Genomic DNA, 22,297 nt, shown 5'->3' with positions numbered 1-22,297 from the left:
TTTTTTTGTGTTTGTGCAGAATCGGATGTAAATATAGATTTGAGTGTTTTGAACTAACGTGTCCCGTCAGCGAAATGCCCACAATTTTACTATGATACGGTTCTTCGTAACATCTATAATGCCAAAGGCAAAAACTATATAATGGTTACATCATGAAGGCCAATTTCCCGAAGAGGTGAGACCATGCAAATCCATTACGAAGCGATCGAGCAGAGCGGGCAAATTCCGGTCAAGATTTTCACACAGTCCCTCGAACTGTTTCCTTACCATTGGCACGAAGAAACAGAGATCTTGTTCATCCTCAAGGGATCAATCGAAGTCATGATTGACAGGCAAGGAACGGTTCTGAAAGCCGGGGATATCTTTCTTGTAAACCGGAATGAGATCCACTTCCTTCGTTCATTGGACAAGCAGGAACGGGCGCATCTGCTTATTCTTCAATTTAGTCTCGAGCAATTTCAAAAATACGGCGTCGAAACGAACGGAATGAGCTTCAAGCTTGACTCAAGTACCTCGAAAGGAACGAAAACGAAGGAATATCATCGGATCCGGTCACTGCTTGCTTCAATGATGAAGATTGTAATCAACCGAGAAGAGTCGCAAAATTTGCTGATCGAGCGGCATATGCTCGATCTATACATTATTTTGAAGAACCATTTCAGCTTACCGGTAGAGACTCTTGCCGCGCAAATCCGAGAAGGTGACGAACGCCTTCTCGAAATCCTCAAATATATCAATGCCAATTATAACAATTCAAGCCTCAGCCTCAATAAAATCGCGGACCAGTTCTTTTTGACACCGCAATATTTGTCTAAATACTTCAAGACTAACATAGGCGTTTCGCTCAAGAAGTTCATCGAAAACATCCGCTTAAACAAATCGTTAAAACCGCTTAGGCTGTCGGAAAACAATATTCTCGACGTCGCGCTTCAGCACGGTTTTCCGGATGCGAAGTCGTATTACCGGGTGTTTCGGGAAGTGCTCGGCATGACCCCGACGGAGTTCCGCGAGCTTCAGAAGGTCGATATGAACCTTGAAAAGCCGAAGGATTATTTCAGCATCAGCAGCAAAAAGACGTTGTCCGAGCTATTTCAATATATCGACTGGAATGAGAATGAATCGGTTTCTTCGGACGATGGAAGAGAGAGGTCCGTCACGTATACCGTTGACATGGGGGGGGCAAAAGGGAAGCTTCGGTCAAGCTGGAAGCGCCTGATGACATTCGGCTATGCGCCGCATGGGCTTCGTCAAGATTTCCGCAGACAACTCAGGACGCTGCAACAGGACATCGGATTCGAATACATCCGGTTTCATGGTATTTTTGCTGATGAGTTGCTCGTCTATAATGAATCTCCTTCGGGTAAGCCGTATTATAATTTCAATCACGTCGATACGCTGCTGGACGGATTGCTTGAGGAAGACGTTAGGCCGTTTTTGGAGCTTGGCTTAATGCCTTCGTTGCTTGCTTCCGCGGAAGGCGACATTTTCTGGTGGAAAGCAAACGTTACGCCACCGAAAAGCTTGGATCGATGGCTGGACATGGTCGAAGCTTTCGTCCGGCATATAATAAACCGATACGGCATGGCGGAAGTGTCGCGATGGTACTTCGAATTTTGGAACGAGCCTGATTTGGAAGGCACCTTCTGGAAAGGCACGCGCGAACAATTTTTTGAACTGTTCAAAGCGACTTTCTCGCGCATCAAGTCGATCAGTCCGATGCTTAAAGTGGGCGGATTCGGAAACATATGTGTTTTCAGCGGCGATTCCTGGTTGCGGTCGTTTGTTTCGTATGCTCGTGAACACGGGATCGAGCTCGATTTCTTTTCTTTTCATGCGTATCAGTTGGCGATTGATCCATATGACCTGGTGGACGAAAAATTACGAATAAATGCGCCTCAGATGCTTACCTTTCACGAAGATTTCAGTGAATTGTTTACGGCTAACCCGAACTTCCGTTTGGGCGATGAGAATGTGATCGAGCGGGCCGTGAAGCAGACCATTGAATGGACGGCTGAGCTGCCGATGAAGGAGCGAGAGTATTGGATTACCGAATGGAACGGTAATATTGACTGCCGAGATTTGATCCATGACACGTGTTTTATGGCCGCTTTTATTGTGAAAACGGCATTGCAATGCGGACATTTGGTCGAAGGAATGGGTTATTGGACGGCGACGGACCTGCATGAGGAGTTTCAATTGCCGCAGCCTTTATTTCATGGAGGCTACGGTTTGCTGACGTATAACGGCATCAAAAAGGCGGGCTTCCACGCGTTCACGTTCCTCGCAAGGTTAGGGGATGAAATCGTGATGCAGCGAGAGGGCGTCACCGTGACGCGTCGCGGGGAAGATTATCAAATTCTTTTGTACAATTATTGCCACTACAACGAGCTGTACAATCAATTTGATTATTCGCAGGTTACTTCGAAGAACCGTTATGGCATCTTCAACGAGACAGCGCAGAACCGATTCGGTTTGCGGCTTGAAGAACTTAACGGACATTACTTATTGGAACAAATGCGAGTCAACCGGAAGCATGGCTCGTCTTTTGATGCTTGGGTGGAGATGGGCGCACCGGACAAGTTGACAGCCGAAGGCCGAGCGTATCTCGATCGGATGGCGCAACCGCAATATCGGACCTGGCTAGAGAAGGCAAATGAGTTCATTAAGCTTGATGTCGAGCTCGAGCCGCACGAGATCCAGCTGATTCTGGTGACAAAGCAGTATTGATGGAATAAAAGGAACACGCACCCGATGCGTGTTCCTTTTTTTAATCTACTTTTGCCGTTACAATTACTTATTAACCGAAAGAAGATCATAAAAGGAATAACCAAAGACGATGTTCGGAACGAAAGTGAAGCGCTTCCATTGTAGAATGAAAATCAAGAAGTGGAACAAGGAGGAGAGAAGATGTCGGGGACTTTCGACTATGCGGCGTAATTGTCCCTACGTACGAATATCATTACCGTGCTTGTAAAAGGCTTGGCATGATCAATACTTTAAATCATGTATTGGGGGTAATGCGATGGAAACGAATAATGAGAAAATTAAGTTAAGGGAAAAACTTGCATATGGATTAGGAGATGGTGCAAACAGCGTAGTATGGGCTTCTGTTGGCGCATTCATGTTGTTCTTCTTTACAGATATTGCTGGTTTAACAGCAGCTGTGGCGGGTGCAATTCTTCTTTGGGCGAGGGTGATTGATGGTTTTGTTGACGTTCTTGTTGGTACTTTAGTGGATCGTACAAAAACACGTTTTGGGAAAGCTCGCCCCTGGATTTTGTGGATGGCTGTGCCCTTCGCTCTTTTTACAATAATGCTATTTAGTGTACCAGACTTTAGCATGACAGGGAAAATTGTTTACTATTCTATTGCTTATTTTGCAGTAAATATTATTTATTCTTGCATTAACATTCCTTACGGAACCCTGAATTCACTTATTACACAAGACCAACAAGAAAGACAAGTTCTTAATATTTTCAGAATGTTAACGGCTTTATTAGTATCTCTAGTTGTTATGGTTGGAACAACAGGTTTTGTTAAAGCTTTCGGTAATGACGGTGGAGCTTGGCAAAAAACATTTATTATTTACTCAGTAATTGCAGTTGTTATGTATTGCATTACCTTCTTTGGAACAAAGGAAAGAGTAAAAATCGTCACAAAAACTGAGGCAGGCACACAGGCTACGACAAAAATGAGAATCGCATCCATGCTTAAAAACAAAAATATGTGGATTGTTTTTGCATTGTCTATCACAATGTTCCTCACTCAAGGTATGAGTGGAATAAACATTTACTACTGCAAATACATTTTTGGCGATGAAACAAAAATGAGCCTACTAACGATTGCATCTTTCGCACCTATGTTACTGGTTCTACTGGTAAGCGCACCTTTTGTTAAAAAACTTGGCAAGCGTAACTATGCATTAGTTGGTTGCATTATATCAATTGTCGGCTTTGTAATCATGCTGATGGCGCCAGAGAACTTTAACATCGTACTCATTGGCAGTTTGATTAAAGGGTTAGGTATGGGTACGCTAACGGCAACTGCATTTCCAATGGTATTTGACACGATCGAATACGGTGAGTGGAAAACTGGTATTCGTGCAGAAGCTTTAACCTACAGTATGTCTAGCGTTGCTTCAAAGATTGGAACAGCAGGCGGTGTGGCTATTGTTGCTGCCTTATTATCTGTTGGAGGTTACGTTGCTGGTGCAGATACACAATCAGATTCAGCAATTCTCGCTTTCAAAGCAAGCTTTATATATGTTCAATTTGCGTTATTAATTTTAACTACAGTTCTTCTGCTTATTTATAAGCTAGACAAAATTTATCCAACTATGATGAAAGAGTTAGAAGAAAGAAGAAACGTATAGTTGAACTAGAAAATATTGTGAATAGGAGAGATTACAATGGAAAAATATAAAAATTCGGCATTACCTATCAACGAAAGAGTTGCAGATTTAGTTTCAAAAATGACGCTTGAGCAAAAATTGGCGCAGCTTCAATGTTCGATGCTTATGGGAAATCCAGCGGATATATTGCAAGGTTTTCCTAATGGTTTGGGTGAGGCAACAGCCATGAGTGGTGCGCAAACTGTTGAGGAAAATGCAGCATTTGCGAAAGCAGTTCAAGATGTGGCTACTCATGCTAATGAAATTGGCATACCTATTTTACTTCATGCGGAGGCTATAACCGGAGTAAATACAATCGGTGGGACAATATTCCCTTCAGCTATCGCTCTGGGAGCTACTTGGAACCCTGAGATAGTAGAAAAAATGACAGACATCATTCGTAAGCAAATGGTAGCAATTGGTGTCCGTCAAGCTCTTTCACCAGTAATGGATGTTGCCCGTGATTTGCGTTGGGGAAGAGTTGGCGAAACTTACGGAGAAGACCCTACACATTGTGCTGCCTTTAGCACTGCTTTCGTAAAGGGACTGCAAGGAAACGACCTAAAAGATGGTGTTGTTGCTACGGGGAAACATTTTATAGGCTATGCGGTTTCTGAGGGTGGATTGAATATGACAACAAACCCTATAACACCACGTGAGCTTCGTGAAGTTTATGCAAAACCATTCCAAGCTGCCATAACTGAAGCGAATCTAGAATCTATGATGAACTCATACGGAACGATTGACGGCGAAGCAGTAATAACATCAGAGCATATTTTAAATGACCTACTACGTGAAGAAATGGGATTTGATGGCGTAGTGGTATCTGACTATATGTCTATCATGAGAACAATCGGACTTAAAATCGCGGGAAACCCTACAGAGGGCGGTATAGCGGCTTTGAAAGCAGGACTTGATTCGGAACTTCCTATGCCTTTTGGATATACACAAGAACTAATCGAGGCGGTAAGAAGTGGGGATTTAGAAGAAAAATACATTGATCGAGCATTAAAGAGAATGCTTTCAACCAAATTTAAACTAGGACTATTTGAAAATCCATATCCTAAACCCGAGACAATTACCGAAGCCTATGGAGACAAAGGCTGCCTTGAACACAGCTTGAAAGCCGCAAGAGAATCTATTGTATTGCTTAAAAATGAAAATATATTGCCACTTAGCAAAGACATCAAAAATATCGCTGTTATTGGTCCGCATGCAGATTCTATTAGACTGCTTTTCGGTGGATACACCTACCCTGCAATGCTTGAAATGGCTCTAACAGGCGGAATGGCTGCTATGGCAGGGGTTATGGGCATGGATATGGGCGAAGTTCCTCCTCAAATGCCATATTTTGAAGGAAGTAATACCGTAAGACAAGAAGATCCGAAAGTTATAGCCGCGCTCAACCATATCTATCGTGGTAAAACACCTACAATTCTAGAGTCTATTAAGGCACAATGCACTAATGCAAATATCAGCTATGTAAAAGGCTGTGACTTCGCAGGAACGAACCGTAATGGTTTTGCAGAGGCCGTTGAAGCCGCTAAGAATGCAGACGTGGTTATTCTTACTCTCGGTGGTAAATACGGTTGGGGTGAAAGTGCTACAATCGGCGAAGGTATTGATAACTGGGATATCGGAATGCCAGGTATACAAGAAGAGTTTGCAAAAGCAATCTACGAAACAGGAACTCCTGCGGTTTTCGTGCATATGGATGCAAGACCACTTTGCAGTGAATTCGTAGCTGAGAACTTCCCTGCTATAATCGAAAACTGGTTCCCTGGCGAAACAGGTGGAACTGCTCTCGCAGACGTATTATTTGGGGATTACAACCCATCTGGCCGTATGCCTATCACAGCTCCAAGATTCGTTGGCCAAACGCCTACTTATGCAACCTACAAAAATGGAAATAGCTATACAAAAGTAGGGCCAGGTGTCATGCTATTAAACTATTATATCGATGGACCTAAGACTCCGCTGTTCTATTTTGGAGAAGGTAAAAGCTACACTGAGTTTACTTACAGCAACTTAAAAGTGGATAAAACGGTTAAATCTAATGGCACAATTAAAGTTTCTTGCGACATTACAAATACAGGGAAGATCAATGGTGAAGAGGTTGTTCAAGTTTATGTAACAGATGAGCTTGCAACAATGGTTCGTCCGAATAAAGAATTGGCTGGATTTAAGCGTGTTGAAATAAAAGCTGGCGAGACAAAAACTGTAACTTTCGAAATGCGTGCAGACCAGTTTGCATTCCTTGATACTAAGATGAATTGGGTTGTAGAAGCTGGAACAATGACTATTGCTGTTGGGGCGTCCTCAGAAGATATTCGTTTGAGTGATACATTTGAGATTGAGGATACAACACATATTTCTGGAAAAGACAGAGGTTTCTACGCTAAAGCTGAAGTATTTAGCAATGAGGTCTAGATTATGGAAACGAATTATGGACCAGATAGATTTTCAAGTAACCCATTGTTACCCTGTAATGAGTATATCCCAGATGGAGAACCATATGTCTTCGGTGACAGATTATATTTGTACGGCTCACACGATCTGTTTGGAAGTGGGGAGTTCTGTGGCGGTGATTATGTGACTTGGTCAGCACCCGTCGACAATTTATCTGACTGGAGATACGAAGGTGTTATCTACAAGAAGATGCAGGATCCGTTTGTGAAAAAAATGGTCAATTCAGGGAAAAAGGGTATGATGAAAACCAATATGTTTGCCCCAGATATTGTAGAGATAGAAGGGAAATATTATCTGTACTATGGTATCGGACTTTCTAAGTCTGGCTTCGGTGTTGCGGTTTCGGATTCGCCAGTTGGACCTTTTGAATATATCGGACGTGTGCGTTATCCAGAATCAGAAAAGCCAAAAAACTGGAAAGATGGTAGAGACGGAATCGAAGACGGTGACTACGTTTTTGGTAAAGGTAAAGGCCCGCTGTTGAATATGGCTAGCTATCCATATGATCCATCTGTTATTTATGATAATGGAAGATTATACATGTACTTTGGACTTTGTTTCTGCCACGTGGTGGAGTTGGATACAAACGATATGAGAACGGTAATAAAGAATGAAAAGACAGGTCATTATATAAGTGAATCGCTAATACCCTCAATGTTCACTCAACGTTCAAAGAGGAAAGATTTCGATGGCATGGGTATGCTCAACGGACCCTCCATCAGAAAAATAAATGACGTTTTCTACTTAGTTTATTATGGAACTGGTCCAAATAAATGCAATGCAATGTGCTATGCGACTTCCAAGAGTCCATTCGGTCCATTTGAGTATGGAGGCATTCTTGTTTCTCTTGGAAATTCAAGATATAAAGGTCAGAATGCTCCTACTGAATATGTGGGTAATACCCATGGTGGAATGGTACATCTCAATGGTACTTGGTATATCATTTACCACAGACATACGAGCAACCAAATAGGAGGCAGACAGGCTATGGTTGCTGCGCTCACTATGCGACCTGATGGGAATTTTGAACACGCAGAGCATCATTCTATGGGCTTTAGCAAATCTGCCTTACCTGCATATTATCAGTGGCCAGCATTCATGGCGTGCTATCTGACAGATGCACAAGGAAAAACAAAAGCAAAAACTAACTCTCCGTATATTCTGCAAAGGGAGTTAGCATTTGGATTAGTGGACGATCATTCAGGCAAAAAGGTCTTCCAAGTCGTTACAAATACTACAAGTGGAAGTGTCGTTGGATATAAATACTTCGACTTCGGTCATGAAGCACGTGAAAATACGAAGGTTATTTTATCAATTCTTGCCGAAAGCAATGGCTATGTGGAAATCTTCGTAGACAATCCTATTAGCGGTGAGTTGATTGCAAAAGTACAAGTGGAAATTTCGAGCGAGTATACTGATTTTCTATCGCCACTAAAGGCAATCACTGGTGAGCATGCAGTTTATTTTGTATTCCATCCTGAAGGCAAGACGTTAGGTGATCTCTCGCATTTTGCATTTATGTAAAACGAAAGTAAAGCAATCAATGGTCTTTAGATACTGGAGTCGGTTGAAATAAATAAGGCCCGATAAGCTTGATTCATAAGCTAATCGGGCCTTATTTTGAGAATGCTTATCATGTTACGAAATAAGAAAAGGCTAACCTAGGCCCCGCTAATTCTAATTCTGGCTACGCTGCTTCTCCTGCATCTCTAAATAGTTGCGCATCCGGCGCATATTCTCGGGAGCGTCCATAGGATCAGCGGCGATCATTTCAATGATACAGAGTCTCCCGGCACGTTCCTTATCAGCTTGGGTTATAGCCTGGTCAAGCTCTCCATAGGTCCGGACAGTCACGGTAAACGCATCGCCTCCAAAAGCTTGGCTAGCTTGGTGTATGACCAGCGCGGAATTTTGTTATATTGCTGATCCTCTGTTTTTACATTTAAATATTTCTCGATCGTATAACCATCATTGTTCAAGACGAAGATAATGGGCTTACATTCATAATAGAGCATGGAGCTGATCTCTTGGGCTGTCAACTGCAGGGAACCGTCACCTGTAAATAACAACACTCGTCGATCCGGGGCAGCGATACTGGCGCCGTATGCCGAGGGTGTGGCATAACCAATGGACTCCCAGCCTCCCTGAGCAATATACGTTACATTGCGCGGCAGTCTTACTTGCGCCATTCCGTTGTAAAACGTACCGGTCTCAGCGATCACAATATCTCCTTCTTTCAGCATTTGCTGAAAACGAGGATAATAAATGGCTGCAGTTAGTGAATCATTGGTGCTACCGGTGATTTGGTCGTACGGAAATGTCGGCTTGCCAGCCAAACCTTGGCCTTTGTAGCCAATCTTCTGCACTGCAAGCAGCATGTCAGCAGCGAATACATTTGGATACTCCGCTTCTGCGACCTTGACCATATCCGGTTGAATATCGATGGTCACCAGTGGGTTCAGCTTCGCGGTGAAATTCGCAGTGTTAGTGTCCGCCCTTACCATGCCTATCGCAATGATACAATCTGCATTTTCTACAGTGGCTTGGACTTCAGAACTTCCGAAAGAGCCTTCGTACATCCCAATATAATTCGGATGGGTCTCGTCGAATGCCCCTTTTCCGAACATCATTGTCGCAACAGGGGCATTTATGGCGTCTGCTAACCGCTGAACCGCTGTCTCTAGGCTGAACCGCATTGTTTTGACATCAATCAGAATCACCGGCCGGTGGGCACGCTCCAGCAGCTGGCGGACATGTTCCGTTGCTGCCTGAAGGGTTTTTAAATTGGTGGCTGGACGCGGCGGGACGGGCTCTTGACGGGCAATGATTGGCTTAGCCACTAAATCATCAGCCACAACCAGATATACCGGCTTTTTTTTTTCCTTGGCAATACGTATGGCGGCAGGAATTTCAATCTCGGCATTTTCCGGTGTCAGTTTCGCGGTATAAGCCGTAATCAGCTCATACACCTTATGGAAGACATCGAAGTCTCCATTCATAAGCGTGTGGTGCATCAGCTTGTGTTCCATCTGATCCTTCTCGGGAGGCGCACCTACGATGTGAATCAGCGGCACATGCTCACTGTTAGCTCCGGCTATCGCATTACAGGCACTGAGCTCCCCGACCCCGAAAGTTGTGATAAGAGCGGACATACCTTTGACTCTTGCGTAGCCATCCGCTGCATAACCTGAATTCAATTCATTCCGTCCGCTAATAAACCGGATGCCATTATATTGCTCCAGTGCATCCAGTAGTGTGAAATTATAGTCTCCGGCAACGCCGAAAATTTCGGTAATACCCTCCAGCTTCAAACAATCGAACAAATACTGACCAAGTGTTTTTTGAGCTGTTCCAGTTGTCGGGTTAGAGCTGTTCACCGCTGCTTTCAATCCCACCTCATGCTCACTTCCTATACTTTTAAGTCTTTTCTTGAATAAGATCCCCTTTTCATTACTGGTTATTCGTTGTTGAATAACGAAGAAAGATAGTTGAAGTTGAATGGTGGCAGCCACATAGGTGACGGGAATCATAGACGTACTTACGTGAGGTTGCTACGATGTTCCATGGAAATTAAGTGAAAGTGATCACAAGAAATTACAGAAGGAGTTATTTATCGTGAAAAGAATCGTAACACTGAGCACCCGCAAACTGATGGATACCGCAAAACACGGCGGATGCGGCGCATGCCAGACATCTTGCCAGTCCGCTTGTAAAACTTCCTGCGGCGTTGCAAACCAGAAGTGTGAAAATGCAATGAACAGATAGGATTCGGAATTTTACCGCCCATTGCTCTGCTGATGGGCGGCTATTTTTAAGAAATGGATACTATCCCTAAAGGATGGCAAAGCCGTTTCTACTTGTGTGCAAAAGGAGCTTGATTAGTAAGTATGATTCATCAATATAAACTAAACGGATACAATATCGTGCTCGATACCTATAGTGGCTCGGTGCATGTTGTTGATGACCTAGCTTATGAAATTATAGCGGATTATGAGAAAACTTCTGCCGAAAAAATCGTGACAACGCTGTTGGATAAATATAAAGATGATTCCAGCATTTCCGTGAGCGACATTCGAGAAACCATCGCGGATATCGAGGAACTTAAAAATGATGGACAGCTCTTTACAAAAGATGAGTATGAGAATCTCTCGCTCGATTTAAAAAAACGGAAAACTTATGTTAAGGCACTCTGCCTCAATGTTGCGCATACCTGTAATTTGTCATGCGACTATTGCTTCGCCAGCCAGGGGAAATACAACGGAGATAGGGCAATCATGAGCTATGAGGTTGGACAAAAAGCTATCGATTACCTGCTTGAAAATTCGGGTCATCATCGAAACCTGGACATCGACTTTTTCGGCGGGGAGCCGCTCTTGGCTTGGAAAGTGGTTAAACAGATCGTAGCTTATGCAAGAAGCAAAGAACAAGAATACAAAAAGAAGTTCCGCTTCACCTTCACGACGAACGGGATGCTGCTGAACGATGAGGTCACCGAGTTTTTAAATCAGGAAATGTACAATGTCGTATTAAGCCTGGATGGAAGAAAAGAGGTTCATGACCGACTTCGCCAAACGGTTAACGGAAAAGGCAGCTACGATCATATTGTTCCGAAGTTCCAAGAATTCGTTCGTAAGCGCGGAGACCAAGAGTACTATGTACGAGGAACCTACACTCGTAACAATGTCGATTTTACCAACGATATATTTCATATCGCAGACCTTGGTTTTGACAAAATCTCAATGGAACCAGTCATCTGTGATCCAAAGGAACCTTATGCACTTACCGAGGAGGACCTGCCGGAGATATACAACCAGTACGAAATTCTTGCCAAGGAAATGATCGGTCGCGGTGAACAAGGCAAGGGGTTTACCTTTTATCACTACATGCTTGACCTCTCAGAAGGGCCTTGCATCCAGAAGAGAATCACTGGCTGTGGTTCGGGAACGGAATATCTTGCTGTCACCCCTTGGGGTGAGCTTTTTCCTTGTCACCAGTTCGTCGGGGATGAAGAGTACAGCATGGGAAACCTCTGGGATGGGATCACACAACCTGAGCTGCAATGTCAGTTTAAAGAGAGCAACTGCTACTCGAAGCCGGAATGCAAGGACTGCTGGGCTAAACTCTACTGCAGCGGTGGTTGTCCTGCCAATGCACTGCACGCGACGGGTTCCCTCGTCGGAACCTATGACTTCAGCTGTGACGTCTTCCGCAAAAGAGTCGAATGTTCCATGATGGTGAAGGTTGATGAATCCATTAGAGCGATGGAAGGGCAATCTAGCTAGTTAACGTAACGGACGAATAAACTATAACCGAGAAATAGACACTTTTAAATAAAGTGCCTTTCTCGGTTTTTTTGTATTAATTAGAGTCTTTAGTTGGTGGTGTTGTGCGATTTCTTAAAAATGCTACTATGATCATAGATCGTCTTTTCCATTGGCAATCAGGATGAGGAATTCAAAACGTGACGGCCTAATCTGTTTAATAGACAGAGAGGGCTTTTTTAATGTGCGAATCTATGATTTTTTCTTTGATCACAAATATATATGACTAAAGTCATATTAAATTCGCGATTTAGTATATTTTTTTGTCGAAAAATAAACTATTTTCTAAGAAGTGTCGATATAATAGTATAGAAATCTTCTTTTCTGTAGTAACTGCAATTACGGAAGCGTTAACAATTATATGAATAGTCATTCGACAAGGAGGAAAGCGATGTTAAAAAAGTTAGGCAAGATTGGATTGGCATTTATTTTAGTCATTGGGCTGCTGCCGATGATTTCACTCCAGGCATACGCTGCCATACCCTCATTCACCAAAACGGTGGACTTTCCCATTCAGCCTCCAGTTACAAACGCCTCGGGTAAGAATGTTTCTGATGTTGATGTTCTTCCTGACGGAAGTACCGCAGTAGTGTTGAACACATTCGCTTATCAAGGCAATTCCTACGTTTATTCTTATTTTTTGAAGATTTTTGACCGCACGGGAGCTCCTAAAGCGGATGTTCCTCTAAGTAACTTAATGGATACCTATTACAAAATGACTGATGTGAATATGCTTGCGCTAAGTGATGGAAGGATTCTGATTACTTACCATAAAAGCGACAGCGGCGATAACAATTTGCAATTGGGAACCGTTAGGGAGAGTACTCCCAATGCCTATTTCATGGTGCTAAACCAGTTAGGACAAAAGGTGGTCGGTCAGACGCAGATTAATACATACTCTGCCGCCAGTACCCCGGCACTTACACGCTTTGTCTCTATAACGGAGTTGTCTGACGGCAATATAGCTTTTTCCTGGCAACGAAACGACAATATTAGCACGGCTACGCGTGTGTTCTCTGTTACGGGTAACCCGATCTCGAGCGAAACACTGCTGGTTTCCCATAATGCAAGCATGTCTTATATATCCGCTGGAGACGGTGTATATATGGTTGCTTACAATTCGGGAGTAGGACCCCAGACGGATACTGTTTATCTGAAAATATTCAGTAATAGTGGGACTCTGTTAAATACGATTAATAAAGGAATAAGAACGGATGAAAAACAGCTGTTTCTATCAACGTTGAACAACGGGAATTTCATGTTCAGCCAATATAACTATAGAAACGACTCATCAACGGTTTCTTTATATGATAAGAACGGTACGAGTAAGGGTGATTTTACAGTAAGCGGCTCTCTAGGTGAATCTTCGGCTGCTATTTATAGAGATGGTGTAAATCCGGGATTTGTAACAGTAAGTACGGACCCCACTTCTAACAATGCCATCAATGATGCGTACAACAACGGTAAAGAATGGTCGGGAACGCAGTATGCTTACCTGAATTATTATGACAATGACGGTAGTTTGGTCTTTACATCGGATCAGCCGGTGGATTCCGCGCCGGTGGCTTTGCAGGGTTACAATGAAGACACTTGGATGTACGCTGTGGAATATTATCCAAGCTTCCGATTGTATCCTACCTTTGGTGACAATCTTGTCTTGGTGACAACCGATAATACGGACGCTGATCATTATAGAATAACCGCCAAAATATTTGAGGCGGGAGCTCCGGCACCAGCAGCCATCATTGACTATGCAGCTGAGCAACTGACTGGACTGACGCCAAACAGCGCGTACTCCGTTAACAACGGTACGGCGGTAACGGCGACAGCGGATGGTAAGCTAGCTATAGACATCGGCTGGTTTGGAACGTCAGTGAGCATAGTGAAAAAAGGTGATGGTTCGACGACAACGGATAGCCCGGCACAAACGCTGATTATTCCATCCCGTCCAGGGGCGCCGACTGGTGTAACGGCGACGAATGAAACGGCGATAAGTGCTAACGATGGTACATTGACTAACGTAACAACTGCAATGGAGTACAAGAAGGGTGTGGCGGGTACTTGGAAGAATATTTCAGGTGCGATCGTAACGGGACTTGATCCGGACATCTACTATGTCCGGACAAAAGCGACGGTGACGGCGTTTGCGTCAGAAGCGAAGAGCGTGACGGTGGCTACGTTCGTGGCAACACCGGAAGTGACACCGGCAGCCATCATTGATTATACGGCAGAGCAGTTAACCGGTCTGGCACCAAGCGGTTCGTACACGGTGAACGGTACGGCAGTAACAGCGACAACAGATGGTAAGATGGCCATTAACAGTGGTTGGTTGGATACGTCGCTGAGCATCGTGAAAAAAGGCAATGCCTCGACGACATTAGATAGCGCGGCGCAGATGCTAAGCATTCCGCCACGTGCAGGGGCGCCGACTGGTGTGATAGCGACGGATGAAACGGAGATCAGTGCTAACAATGGTACATTGACGAACGTGACAACCGAGATGGAATTCAAGAAAGGTACAGCAGGTGTATGGACGAATGTAGCAGGTGTAACCGTAACGGGACTTGTTCCGGACGCTTATTATGTGCGGACGAAAGCAACGGCGACGGCATTTGCTTCAGAAGCGCAGATTGTTACGGTGGCTACGTTTGTGCCAACGCCGGAAGCGGCACCGGTAGCTACCATTGATTATGCGGCTGAGCAGTTAACAGGTTTGACGGCAAACGGCTCGTACACGATAAACGGCGTCTTGGTAACAGCGGCAGTTGATGGCAAATTAGCTATTGGCAACAGTTGGTTGGGGACGTCACTGAGCATCGTGAAGAAGGGCAATAGTTCTACGACAACGGATAGCCCAGCGCAGACGCTAAGCATTCCGATCCGTCCAGGGGCGCCGATAGGTGTGATGGCGACAGACGAAACGACGATAAATGCTAATAATGGTACCTTGACGAACGTGACAACCGAGATGGAATACAAGAAGGGTGCGGCAGGTGCATGGAAAGATGTGACGGGTGTAACCGTAACGGGACTAACTCCGGACACGTACCATGTGCGGACGAAAGCGACGGCGACGGCATTTGCGTCAGCTTCAGTGCAAGTGGCGGTGGTTGCTTTTGTAGCAACACCGGAAGTGGTGCCGACAGCTGTTATTGATTATTCGGCCGAACAATTGACAGGTCTCACGCCAAACAGCTCGTACACAGTAAACGGAGCTTTGGTAACAGCGACAGCTGATGGCAAATTAGCTATTGGTAACAGTTGGTTGGGAATGTCGCTGAGTATTGTGAAGAAAGGCAATGGCTCGACGACAACGGATAGTGCGGCGCAGACGTTAAGCATTCCGTCCCGTGCAGGGGTGCCGACTGGTGTAACGGCGACGGATGAAACGGCGATAAATGCCAACGATGGCAAATTGACGAACGTAACAACCGTGATGGAATACAAGAAGGGCACAGCAGGTGCATGGACGGATGTGTCAGGCACAACCGTGACAGGACTTATTCCGGACACATATTATGTGCGGACGAAAGCGACTTTGACAGCATTTGCGTCAGAAGCGAAGATCGTGACGGTGGCTACGTTCGTGCCAACGCTGGAAGCAACACCGACAGCCATCATTGACTATGCGGCAGAGCAGTTGACAGGCTTGACGCCAAGTGGCTTGTACACGGTAAATGGTTCAGCGGTTACGGCGACAGCAGATGGTAAGCTGGACATTAATAGTAGTTGGATGGGAATATCGCTAAGCATCGTGAAGAAGGGCAACAGCTCGACGACAACGGATAGCGCGGCGCAGACGTTAAGCATTCCGTCCCGTTCAGTGGCGCCGATTGGTGTGACAGCAACGGGTGAAACGGGATTGAACACAAACGATGGTACGCTCATCAATGTTACTACTGCAATGGAATACAAGAAAGGTACAGCAGGTGCATGGACAGATGTTCCTGGTACAAGCGTGACGGGGATCACTCCAGACACGTATTATGTGCGGACGAAAGCAACAGCGACGGCATTTACCTCGGCTTCGGTGCAAGTGACGGTATCGGCATTCACGAAAAAACCAGAAGCGATGCCAGCGGCCGTCATCGACTATGCTACTGAACAGTTGGCAGGCCTGACGCCAAGTGGCTCATACATGGTAAACGATACAGCGATTACGGTGCCAGTAGATGGCAAGCTGGAAATTGATAGCAGCTGGTTGGGAACGTCACTGAGCATCCTTAAGAAAGGTGACGGTTCAACAACTACGGATAGTGCGGTAAAGACGTTAAGCATTCCATCTCGTGCAGCGGCTCCGGTAGGTGTGACTGTCACGGATGTGACGTACAATGGGGCTAATAATGGTACCATTCAGAATCTGTCAGTCCAAATGGAATACAAAATAGGCAGCACTGGTCTTTGGACAGAAGTTACAGACACAATGATTACTGACCTTGCGCCGGACACGTATTATGTTCGGGAAAAGGCAACGGCAACAGCATTCGCTTCTATTGCTGCTCAGGTTATCGTTCATGACTCGAATGCGGTCATTCCGTCCGCGCCTGAAGTCACGGCTGATGATCTGAACAATACGATTGTTGGTCTGGACACAAGTATGGAATTTTCAGTGGACGACGGACCATATGTACGGTTCGACGGAACCAACTTGCCGGACTTGAGTGGTGAGCACAACGTTAAGGTACGGGTGGTAGCTAGCGGGTCCGTTCCGGCGGGACCGGCAACCACGCTGACTTTTACAATTAATATGCTTAACCCTGCGGGTGGCCTGAACGTGAGCGCCATCGATCCAAGTGGCTCGGCAAATAACGGCTATACGCAAATCACTGTTACGCCTGCATTGGCTGAAGGACATAAGCTCTTTTATAAGAACTTTGGCGCTGGTAGCGTAGTCGTACCAAATGTGGGAGATGTCCTGACTGGATATTCGCTTTTAGGTAGTGAGGGATTGGTTCCTGCGGCCAATGGGGATACGATTGGGATTGCAGAGGTAGATGCTGACGGTAAGGTGGTGAAATACGGTAGTGCAACAGCAGCTGTGGTGGCTGATACCGTAACATCTGGTACTGATCCGGTCAGCCCAGGATCCGGAAGCAACTCGAATAGCGGAACAACCCCCGGTAATGCGAACACAGTTGTTACCGATGTGATCGTACTCGTTAACGGTAAAGAAGAGAACGCGGGCAAAGCAACAACAACGACCGTAGGAAACGTGGGAACGACTATTATCGTCGTTGACCCAGCTAAACTCCAAGCGAAGCTGGACGCGGAAGGTAATGGGGCGGTGGTGACCGTTCCTGTGACGCTGGATTCCAACATCATCGTCGCTGAGTTAAACGGTCAAATAATTAAGAACATGGAGAACGCATCGGCTACTCTAGTGTTTCAGACAAGCAAAGGTACTTATACTTTGCCAGCCGACGAAATCAATATTGATGCGTTAGCTAAAAAATTTGGAAGCGGCTTGAAGCTGGAAGATATCACACTGAAGATTACGATCAGCGAGACCACACCATCCATGAACCAGGTAGTGGCGGGTGCTGCAAGCAGTGGTGGCTTCACACTCGTTGCACCGTCACTAGATTTCACTGTTACCGCTACTTACGGTACATCGACAGTGGAAGTGAGTCAGTTCAATGCTTACGTAGAGCGGATAGTGGCACTTCCAGGTGGTATTGATCCGAATCGGATTACGACTGGAGTCGTTGTGGAGCCAGATGGCACAGTGCGCCATGTGCCGACCAGATTCGTTCTGAAGGACGGCAAATACTACGCAGTTATTAAGAGTGTGACGAATAGCTCGTATTCGGTGATCTGGCATCCGCTGATTTTTGCGGATGTGGAGAATCATTGGGCGAAGGATGCTGTGAACGATATGGGATCTCGTCTAGTAATTAATGGAATGAACCAAACGACGTTCAACCCGAATGCAGATATTACCCGAACGGAGTTCGCGGCGATCATCGTACGCGGTCTGGGACTGAAGCTTGGAGAAGGAAAGACAGCGTTTGCGGATGTATCAGCGAATAGCTGGTATGCAGGAGCAGTTGAAACGGCTTCCGAGTACGGTCTGATCACTGGTTTTGAGGACGGGACATTCCAACCGAATGCTCCCATCACACGTGAGCAGGCCATGAACATTATCGCCAAAGCGATGAAGTTAACTGGCCTTGCGGACAAGACTGGTACAGTAGATGCGACAAGCATACTCGCAACCTTTATAGATGCAGGCAACATAGGCGTTTGGGCTAAGGACAGTCTGGCGCTTGCCGCCAAAGCTGGCTTGATTAGTGGCCGTGGCGACAATAAGCTGGAGGCAAAGGCTAATGTCACTCGTGCGGAAGTGGCAGTTCTGATTCAGCGGATGCTGCAGAATTCGGGGCTTATTGATTAGATTGTGATGAGTAAGGGAAGAGCGGATTCAGCATAGGGCTGAATTCGCTTTTTTTTTTGCTGCCCATCGTATGGTCTATCCTTGGGTAATAGCTATATCTGAAATAGAAGTGCTAGAATTATGTATAGAAGTAATGACGGAGTTGCGGTTCGGATTTATTTTATAGATCTGACTGAGGGAGTGGAAGTAGAGGTAATTTAAGTACTATAAGATCATCGGATAGAGTAGAAGATAGTGATGATACTCAATTCGTTTATATAGGTAATGGTAAAGTGAAAAGCTTTGAAGATACATCTCCAATGTTTATTTTTTGACAGTTTAACGACTCACTAAAGAATCACCCTGAAATCCTTTTAGAGGAAGAAAGTGAACCAGAGAAGCTTATTGAGGGTGCGGTAAAGCAAGTGTTCGTCAATGTCTATGAGGGGAATCCGATTGCTTAGAAAAAATGCATTTAGCATCATGGTTGCCAATGCAGCGTCTGTAATTTTAATTTCTATGAATATTATGGTGAAGTAGGTAAGGATTTCATTCATGTTCATCATTTAAAACCGTTGTATAAGGTTGGTAGAGAATATGAGGTTGATGCAGCAAAGGACATGCGGCCTGTATGTCCCAATTGGCATGCAATGCTACACAAACGTAAGTCAGCCTTTTCAATCGAAGAATTAAAAATGATGATTCGAGATAAAAAATAAGCAGAAGCCATCCCTTATTAAGTGGATGGCTTCTGCTTATTTTTGATTATAGGACAATCTCGTTCGTTTATAATTACGATTCGCTTCTATCGTGCCACAAACGGCAACCCTGCTGTGGTTTGGACAGAGTTATCTTATCGTTTTATCTGGAAATTGATAATAATAATGGTAGATTGTTGAATGATTTATCAGTAGAATGGTAAGGTAATATTTTTAAAAAATGAAAAATGAAAAATGAAAAATGAAAAATGAAAAATGAAAAATAAAAGATAAAAAGGGGATAATAAGTTTGAAGAAAGTACCATTGTTAGGATGTGTTTTTTTAGTAGCTTGTAGTGTAGCTTTAGGGGCGTGTAGCACAAACACAACTCCTACAGCATCATCTAACGTAAGCCAATCGAAGCTGAACTATAATATCGTTGCAGACAAAAAGTTTGAAAAAACGGAACAGCGTGAGATTAGGGTTACAACAAAAGAAACTAACTTTGAAGGTATCACACAAGAAATTCAAAGTAAGTTTGCTGATCAAAAACTGGACTCGCTACACCTATACATACATGCACCTAGTGACAAAGATTCATTTGGCGTGTTGAAGGCTCATTCCTACATAGCTTATACCCAAAAGGGTGCAGTGCAAGTTGGTTTAACAAAAAAAGAGTCATACAAAATTGAAGAACAAACTGATGATAACGCAGATACAACTGTCGATAAAAAGGATGATCAAACTAGTAAGGAATGGCAAGATTCTTTTAAGGAAATAGCCCTATCCCAAGCTGGAACTTATGTTGAACTTACTGAAAAAAACGGTACATTATCTACTGATAGAATAGAAGAATATTCTAAAGTAGTTCTGCAACAAGCGAATAAAATCGTAGATAATTCATTGAAGAAGCAATTAACAGGTTTAAGCGATCTAATAAAAGGGGATAAACTTGAAGAAGTAAAATCGCTTTTGGAAAAGCTTAAATAGAAGAATATTGGAAGAAGCCCTTATTCTTAAGGGCTTGTCTCAATGTTTAGGATTGATTAACGACCCCTTCCATGGCTTCTGTTCTATCATTGAATACAAACTGCTCGCAGCCATCAAAGATTGTCGTTGCAATGGGCTTTTCGGTGAATCCATTCTACGTCAACCTGTCCTCCAACGTGGCTACTGCGCTGATTCGGGTGTTACGGTGTGGCTGGAACAAGCCAGTAGACTCAAACTCGATTTCGGGCTTACTAGTTACTAGCAGTCTAACATCAAAGACAAGCTTATGAGTGCCGTAGAGGGCTTCTATAACGCCTGATGTATGTTCATATGCATAAATCCTGCGATACTGAGTGTATTCGTTTCCTCATATCAAGTTGCTTAAGTGTAAATGTTATTGCAACTCTCTTAAAATTTCATCTGATAAGCTACAGTAATTTCTCTTTTCTGAAGGACTATAGCCGTGAGAAATAATTTCAAATACAGTATAAACTTTATTATTAGTAAAGTTTATCTGCTTGAATTTCTCTATTAATTGGAAGAATACTGAACATTCCCAGGCTCGGTATTCAAGGCCAAAATAGGCTTGAGTTCTGCGGTATCTTATAGCCACAGGATTCAGACGATAAATCCCTTTTTCTCAACTTGCTCAAAACAAGCCGGAGGAGGGATTTTTGTTTTGAGTAGAACCTTTACGGACTTGTTGATGTCTTGTTGACGAACAGCTTCAACAAGCAAAAAAAACGTATGCAAATAGAACAAAATGAAATGGTTAAAATCCGTTAATCAAGGGATTTAACTACTTAACACAAATTCCGGACAAACCCATATGTTACAGCATACAGTGCATGTGGGATGCTATTCACTTTAGATTGAAATGTAGATATCGAATGAGAAATTAAGATTCCCCATTCTTCACCCCCCCCTCCCCCAACAACTCCCCTACAGAAACCTCCAACGCCTTAGCTATAGCCACCACTTCATAATCCTGCACAAGCCTATACTGACCCTCTAACCGCGATAAACTAGTTGGGCTGATGTCTAAGCCGAAAGTTTGCAACTTGGCGAGGAAGTCTTTTTGCTTCATTTGCTTAGCTTTTCGAATAGCTATAACTCGGGTCCCTATGATGTTTTTGTCACCTGGGGGCTCTTTTCGATGTCTCATTTCCGTGTCACCTCACAATTTAACCAAATTGTATGCGAGGTAAAGGTTGTTTTAATGCGAATATCGAATTAAAATAAAATAAACCGATAAACGCATTAAAGTCTCTGCACATCGTCTACAGACATAGCTTTTCCAGGAAGGTGGGGGTGCAATGCAACATCTGAAGCGCAAATATGAGGAGGAAAAGCGAAAGCTGAATGTACTCGGACAGAAATCACTGGAGCAGGGAATTCCGTTAAGCAGCAATGAAGCAGTTCAGGCTCAGAGTCGTAAGGTTGACGAACTCATTAATCGGATGTACCAAGAAAAAAACGGACATGCAGCATCATTTCGTTTGAGTTTTTATCTTGGAGGGGATATGTTGAGCTTTCCTGCATGGTTTTTACAGACGATTCAAGGTCGATTGGATGAGGTGACCGCACAGATTGAACATCAATCCGAGCCTAGATATGTTTTTGAAGAAGAGCGCAAAGCTTTTCAAGCGTTGTTTGACTCCATGGACATTGCACGTATGCCAGAGTTAGAGCACTGGGAGGATAAGCTTCAATTGAAGCAAGCCGTTCTTTATGAACGTCTATATCTTCAAGGACTAAAGGATGGCATGCAGCTTGCAAATGCCTTTACTGCCCCTTCAGTTCTCTCGGACTAAGACATGCCCTGTGGGTAGCGGAGAAGCACATAGGTATCGGAACCAAAGGGGATATACGCATATCTTATCTTCGGACTGTCAATGCGACAGTCTTTTTTTCTTTATATATATTTGGAATTTTTATTTTTTAGATGCTTTTCATCCAAAAAGAGGGCAGAGCTCCATTCATGATTTGAATAAAGGGATATCTTCCCATATTGTCGAATAACCATACATATTGTAAATCTATATCAGATGAGGT

10 protein-coding genes and 1 pseudogene are annotated in these 22,297 nt (G+C 44.1%); 9 read left to right on the top strand and 2 right to left on the bottom strand.

Annotation, left to right across the window (positions count from 1 at the left end):
* Positions 1-183: 183 nt before the first annotated feature.
* From PAENI_RS30010 to PAENI_RS29995, 4 genes are all read left to right on the top strand, one after another.
* The gene (locus tag PAENI_RS30010; protein WP_149647768.1) at positions 184-2,727 is read left to right on the top strand and encodes a GH39 family glycosyl hydrolase; all 2,544 of its coding nucleotides are present in this window, start codon (positions 184-186) and stop codon (positions 2,725-2,727) included.
* 295 nt (positions 2,728-3,022) lie between these two features.
* Positions 3,023-4,372, top strand: coding sequence for an MFS transporter (locus PAENI_RS30005; protein WP_149647767.1), 1,350 nt, complete (start codon positions 3,023-3,025; stop codon positions 4,370-4,372).
* A 36-nt stretch (positions 4,373-4,408) separates the two neighbouring features.
* The gene (locus PAENI_RS30000) at positions 4,409-6,820 is read left to right on the top strand and encodes a glycoside hydrolase family 3 N-terminal domain-containing protein (protein ID WP_149647766.1); all 2,412 of its coding nucleotides are present in this window, start codon (positions 4,409-4,411) and stop codon (positions 6,818-6,820) included.
* A 3-nt stretch (positions 6,821-6,823) separates the two neighbouring features.
* Positions 6,824-8,383 (top strand): family 43 glycosylhydrolase, encoded by a 1,560-nt coding sequence (locus tag PAENI_RS29995; protein WP_149647765.1) that lies wholly within the window; start codon positions 6,824-6,826, stop codon positions 8,381-8,383.
* A gap of 153 nt (positions 8,384-8,536) precedes the next feature.
* Here PAENI_RS29995 and PAENI_RS29990 read toward each other — a convergent pair.
* Positions 8,537-10,254: pseudogene (locus PAENI_RS29990) on the bottom strand (alpha-keto acid decarboxylase family protein).
* Positions 10,255-10,474: 220 nt separating this feature from the next.
* Between PAENI_RS29990 and scfA the strand changes: the two are divergent.
* The 4 genes from scfA (at position 10,475) to PAENI_RS29965 (ending at position 20,242) form a co-directional block, all read left to right on the top strand.
* The gene (gene scfA / locus PAENI_RS29985) at positions 10,475-10,624 is read left to right on the top strand and encodes a six-cysteine ranthipeptide SCIFF (RefSeq protein ID WP_076098734.1); all 150 of its coding nucleotides are present in this window, start codon (positions 10,475-10,477) and stop codon (positions 10,622-10,624) included.
* Positions 10,625-10,746: 122 nt separating this feature from the next.
* On the top strand, positions 10,747-12,141 hold the full coding sequence (scfB, locus tag PAENI_RS29980; RefSeq protein WP_149647764.1) for a thioether cross-link-forming SCIFF peptide maturase: 1,395 nt from the start codon (positions 10,747-10,749) through the stop codon (positions 12,139-12,141).
* Between the two features lie 430 nt (positions 12,142-12,571).
* Positions 12,572-18,574, top strand: coding sequence for an S-layer homology domain-containing protein (locus PAENI_RS29975; protein ID WP_188114742.1), 6,003 nt, complete (start codon positions 12,572-12,574; stop codon positions 18,572-18,574).
* Positions 18,575-19,561: 987 nt separating this feature from the next.
* Positions 19,562-20,242 carry a hypothetical protein gene (locus PAENI_RS29965; RefSeq protein WP_149647762.1) on the top strand — a complete coding sequence of 227 codons (681 nt, stop codon included), beginning with the start codon at positions 19,562-19,564 and terminating at the stop codon, positions 20,240-20,242.
* An 898-nt stretch (positions 20,243-21,140) separates the two neighbouring features.
* Here PAENI_RS29965 and PAENI_RS29960 read toward each other — a convergent pair.
* Complete coding sequence (locus PAENI_RS29960) at positions 21,141-21,407, bottom strand: helix-turn-helix domain-containing protein (protein WP_149647761.1); 267 nt, start codon at positions 21,405-21,407, stop codon at positions 21,141-21,143.
* Positions 21,408-21,558: 151 nt separating this feature from the next.
* On the opposite strand from PAENI_RS29960, the gene PAENI_RS29955 reads away from it, so the two are divergent.
* A complete protein-coding gene (locus PAENI_RS29955; protein ID WP_149647760.1) occupies positions 21,559-22,056 on the top strand; it encodes a hypothetical protein in 498 nt (165 codons plus the stop codon).
* The last annotated feature ends 241 nt before the right edge of the window (positions 22,057-22,297 follow it).

Source organism: Paenibacillus sp. B2(2019) (assembly GCF_008370385.1).
Lineage (GTDB): Bacteria > Bacillota > Bacilli > Paenibacillales > Paenibacillaceae > Paenibacillus_AQ.
This window is presented reverse-complemented; position numbering and strand designations above follow the sequence as displayed.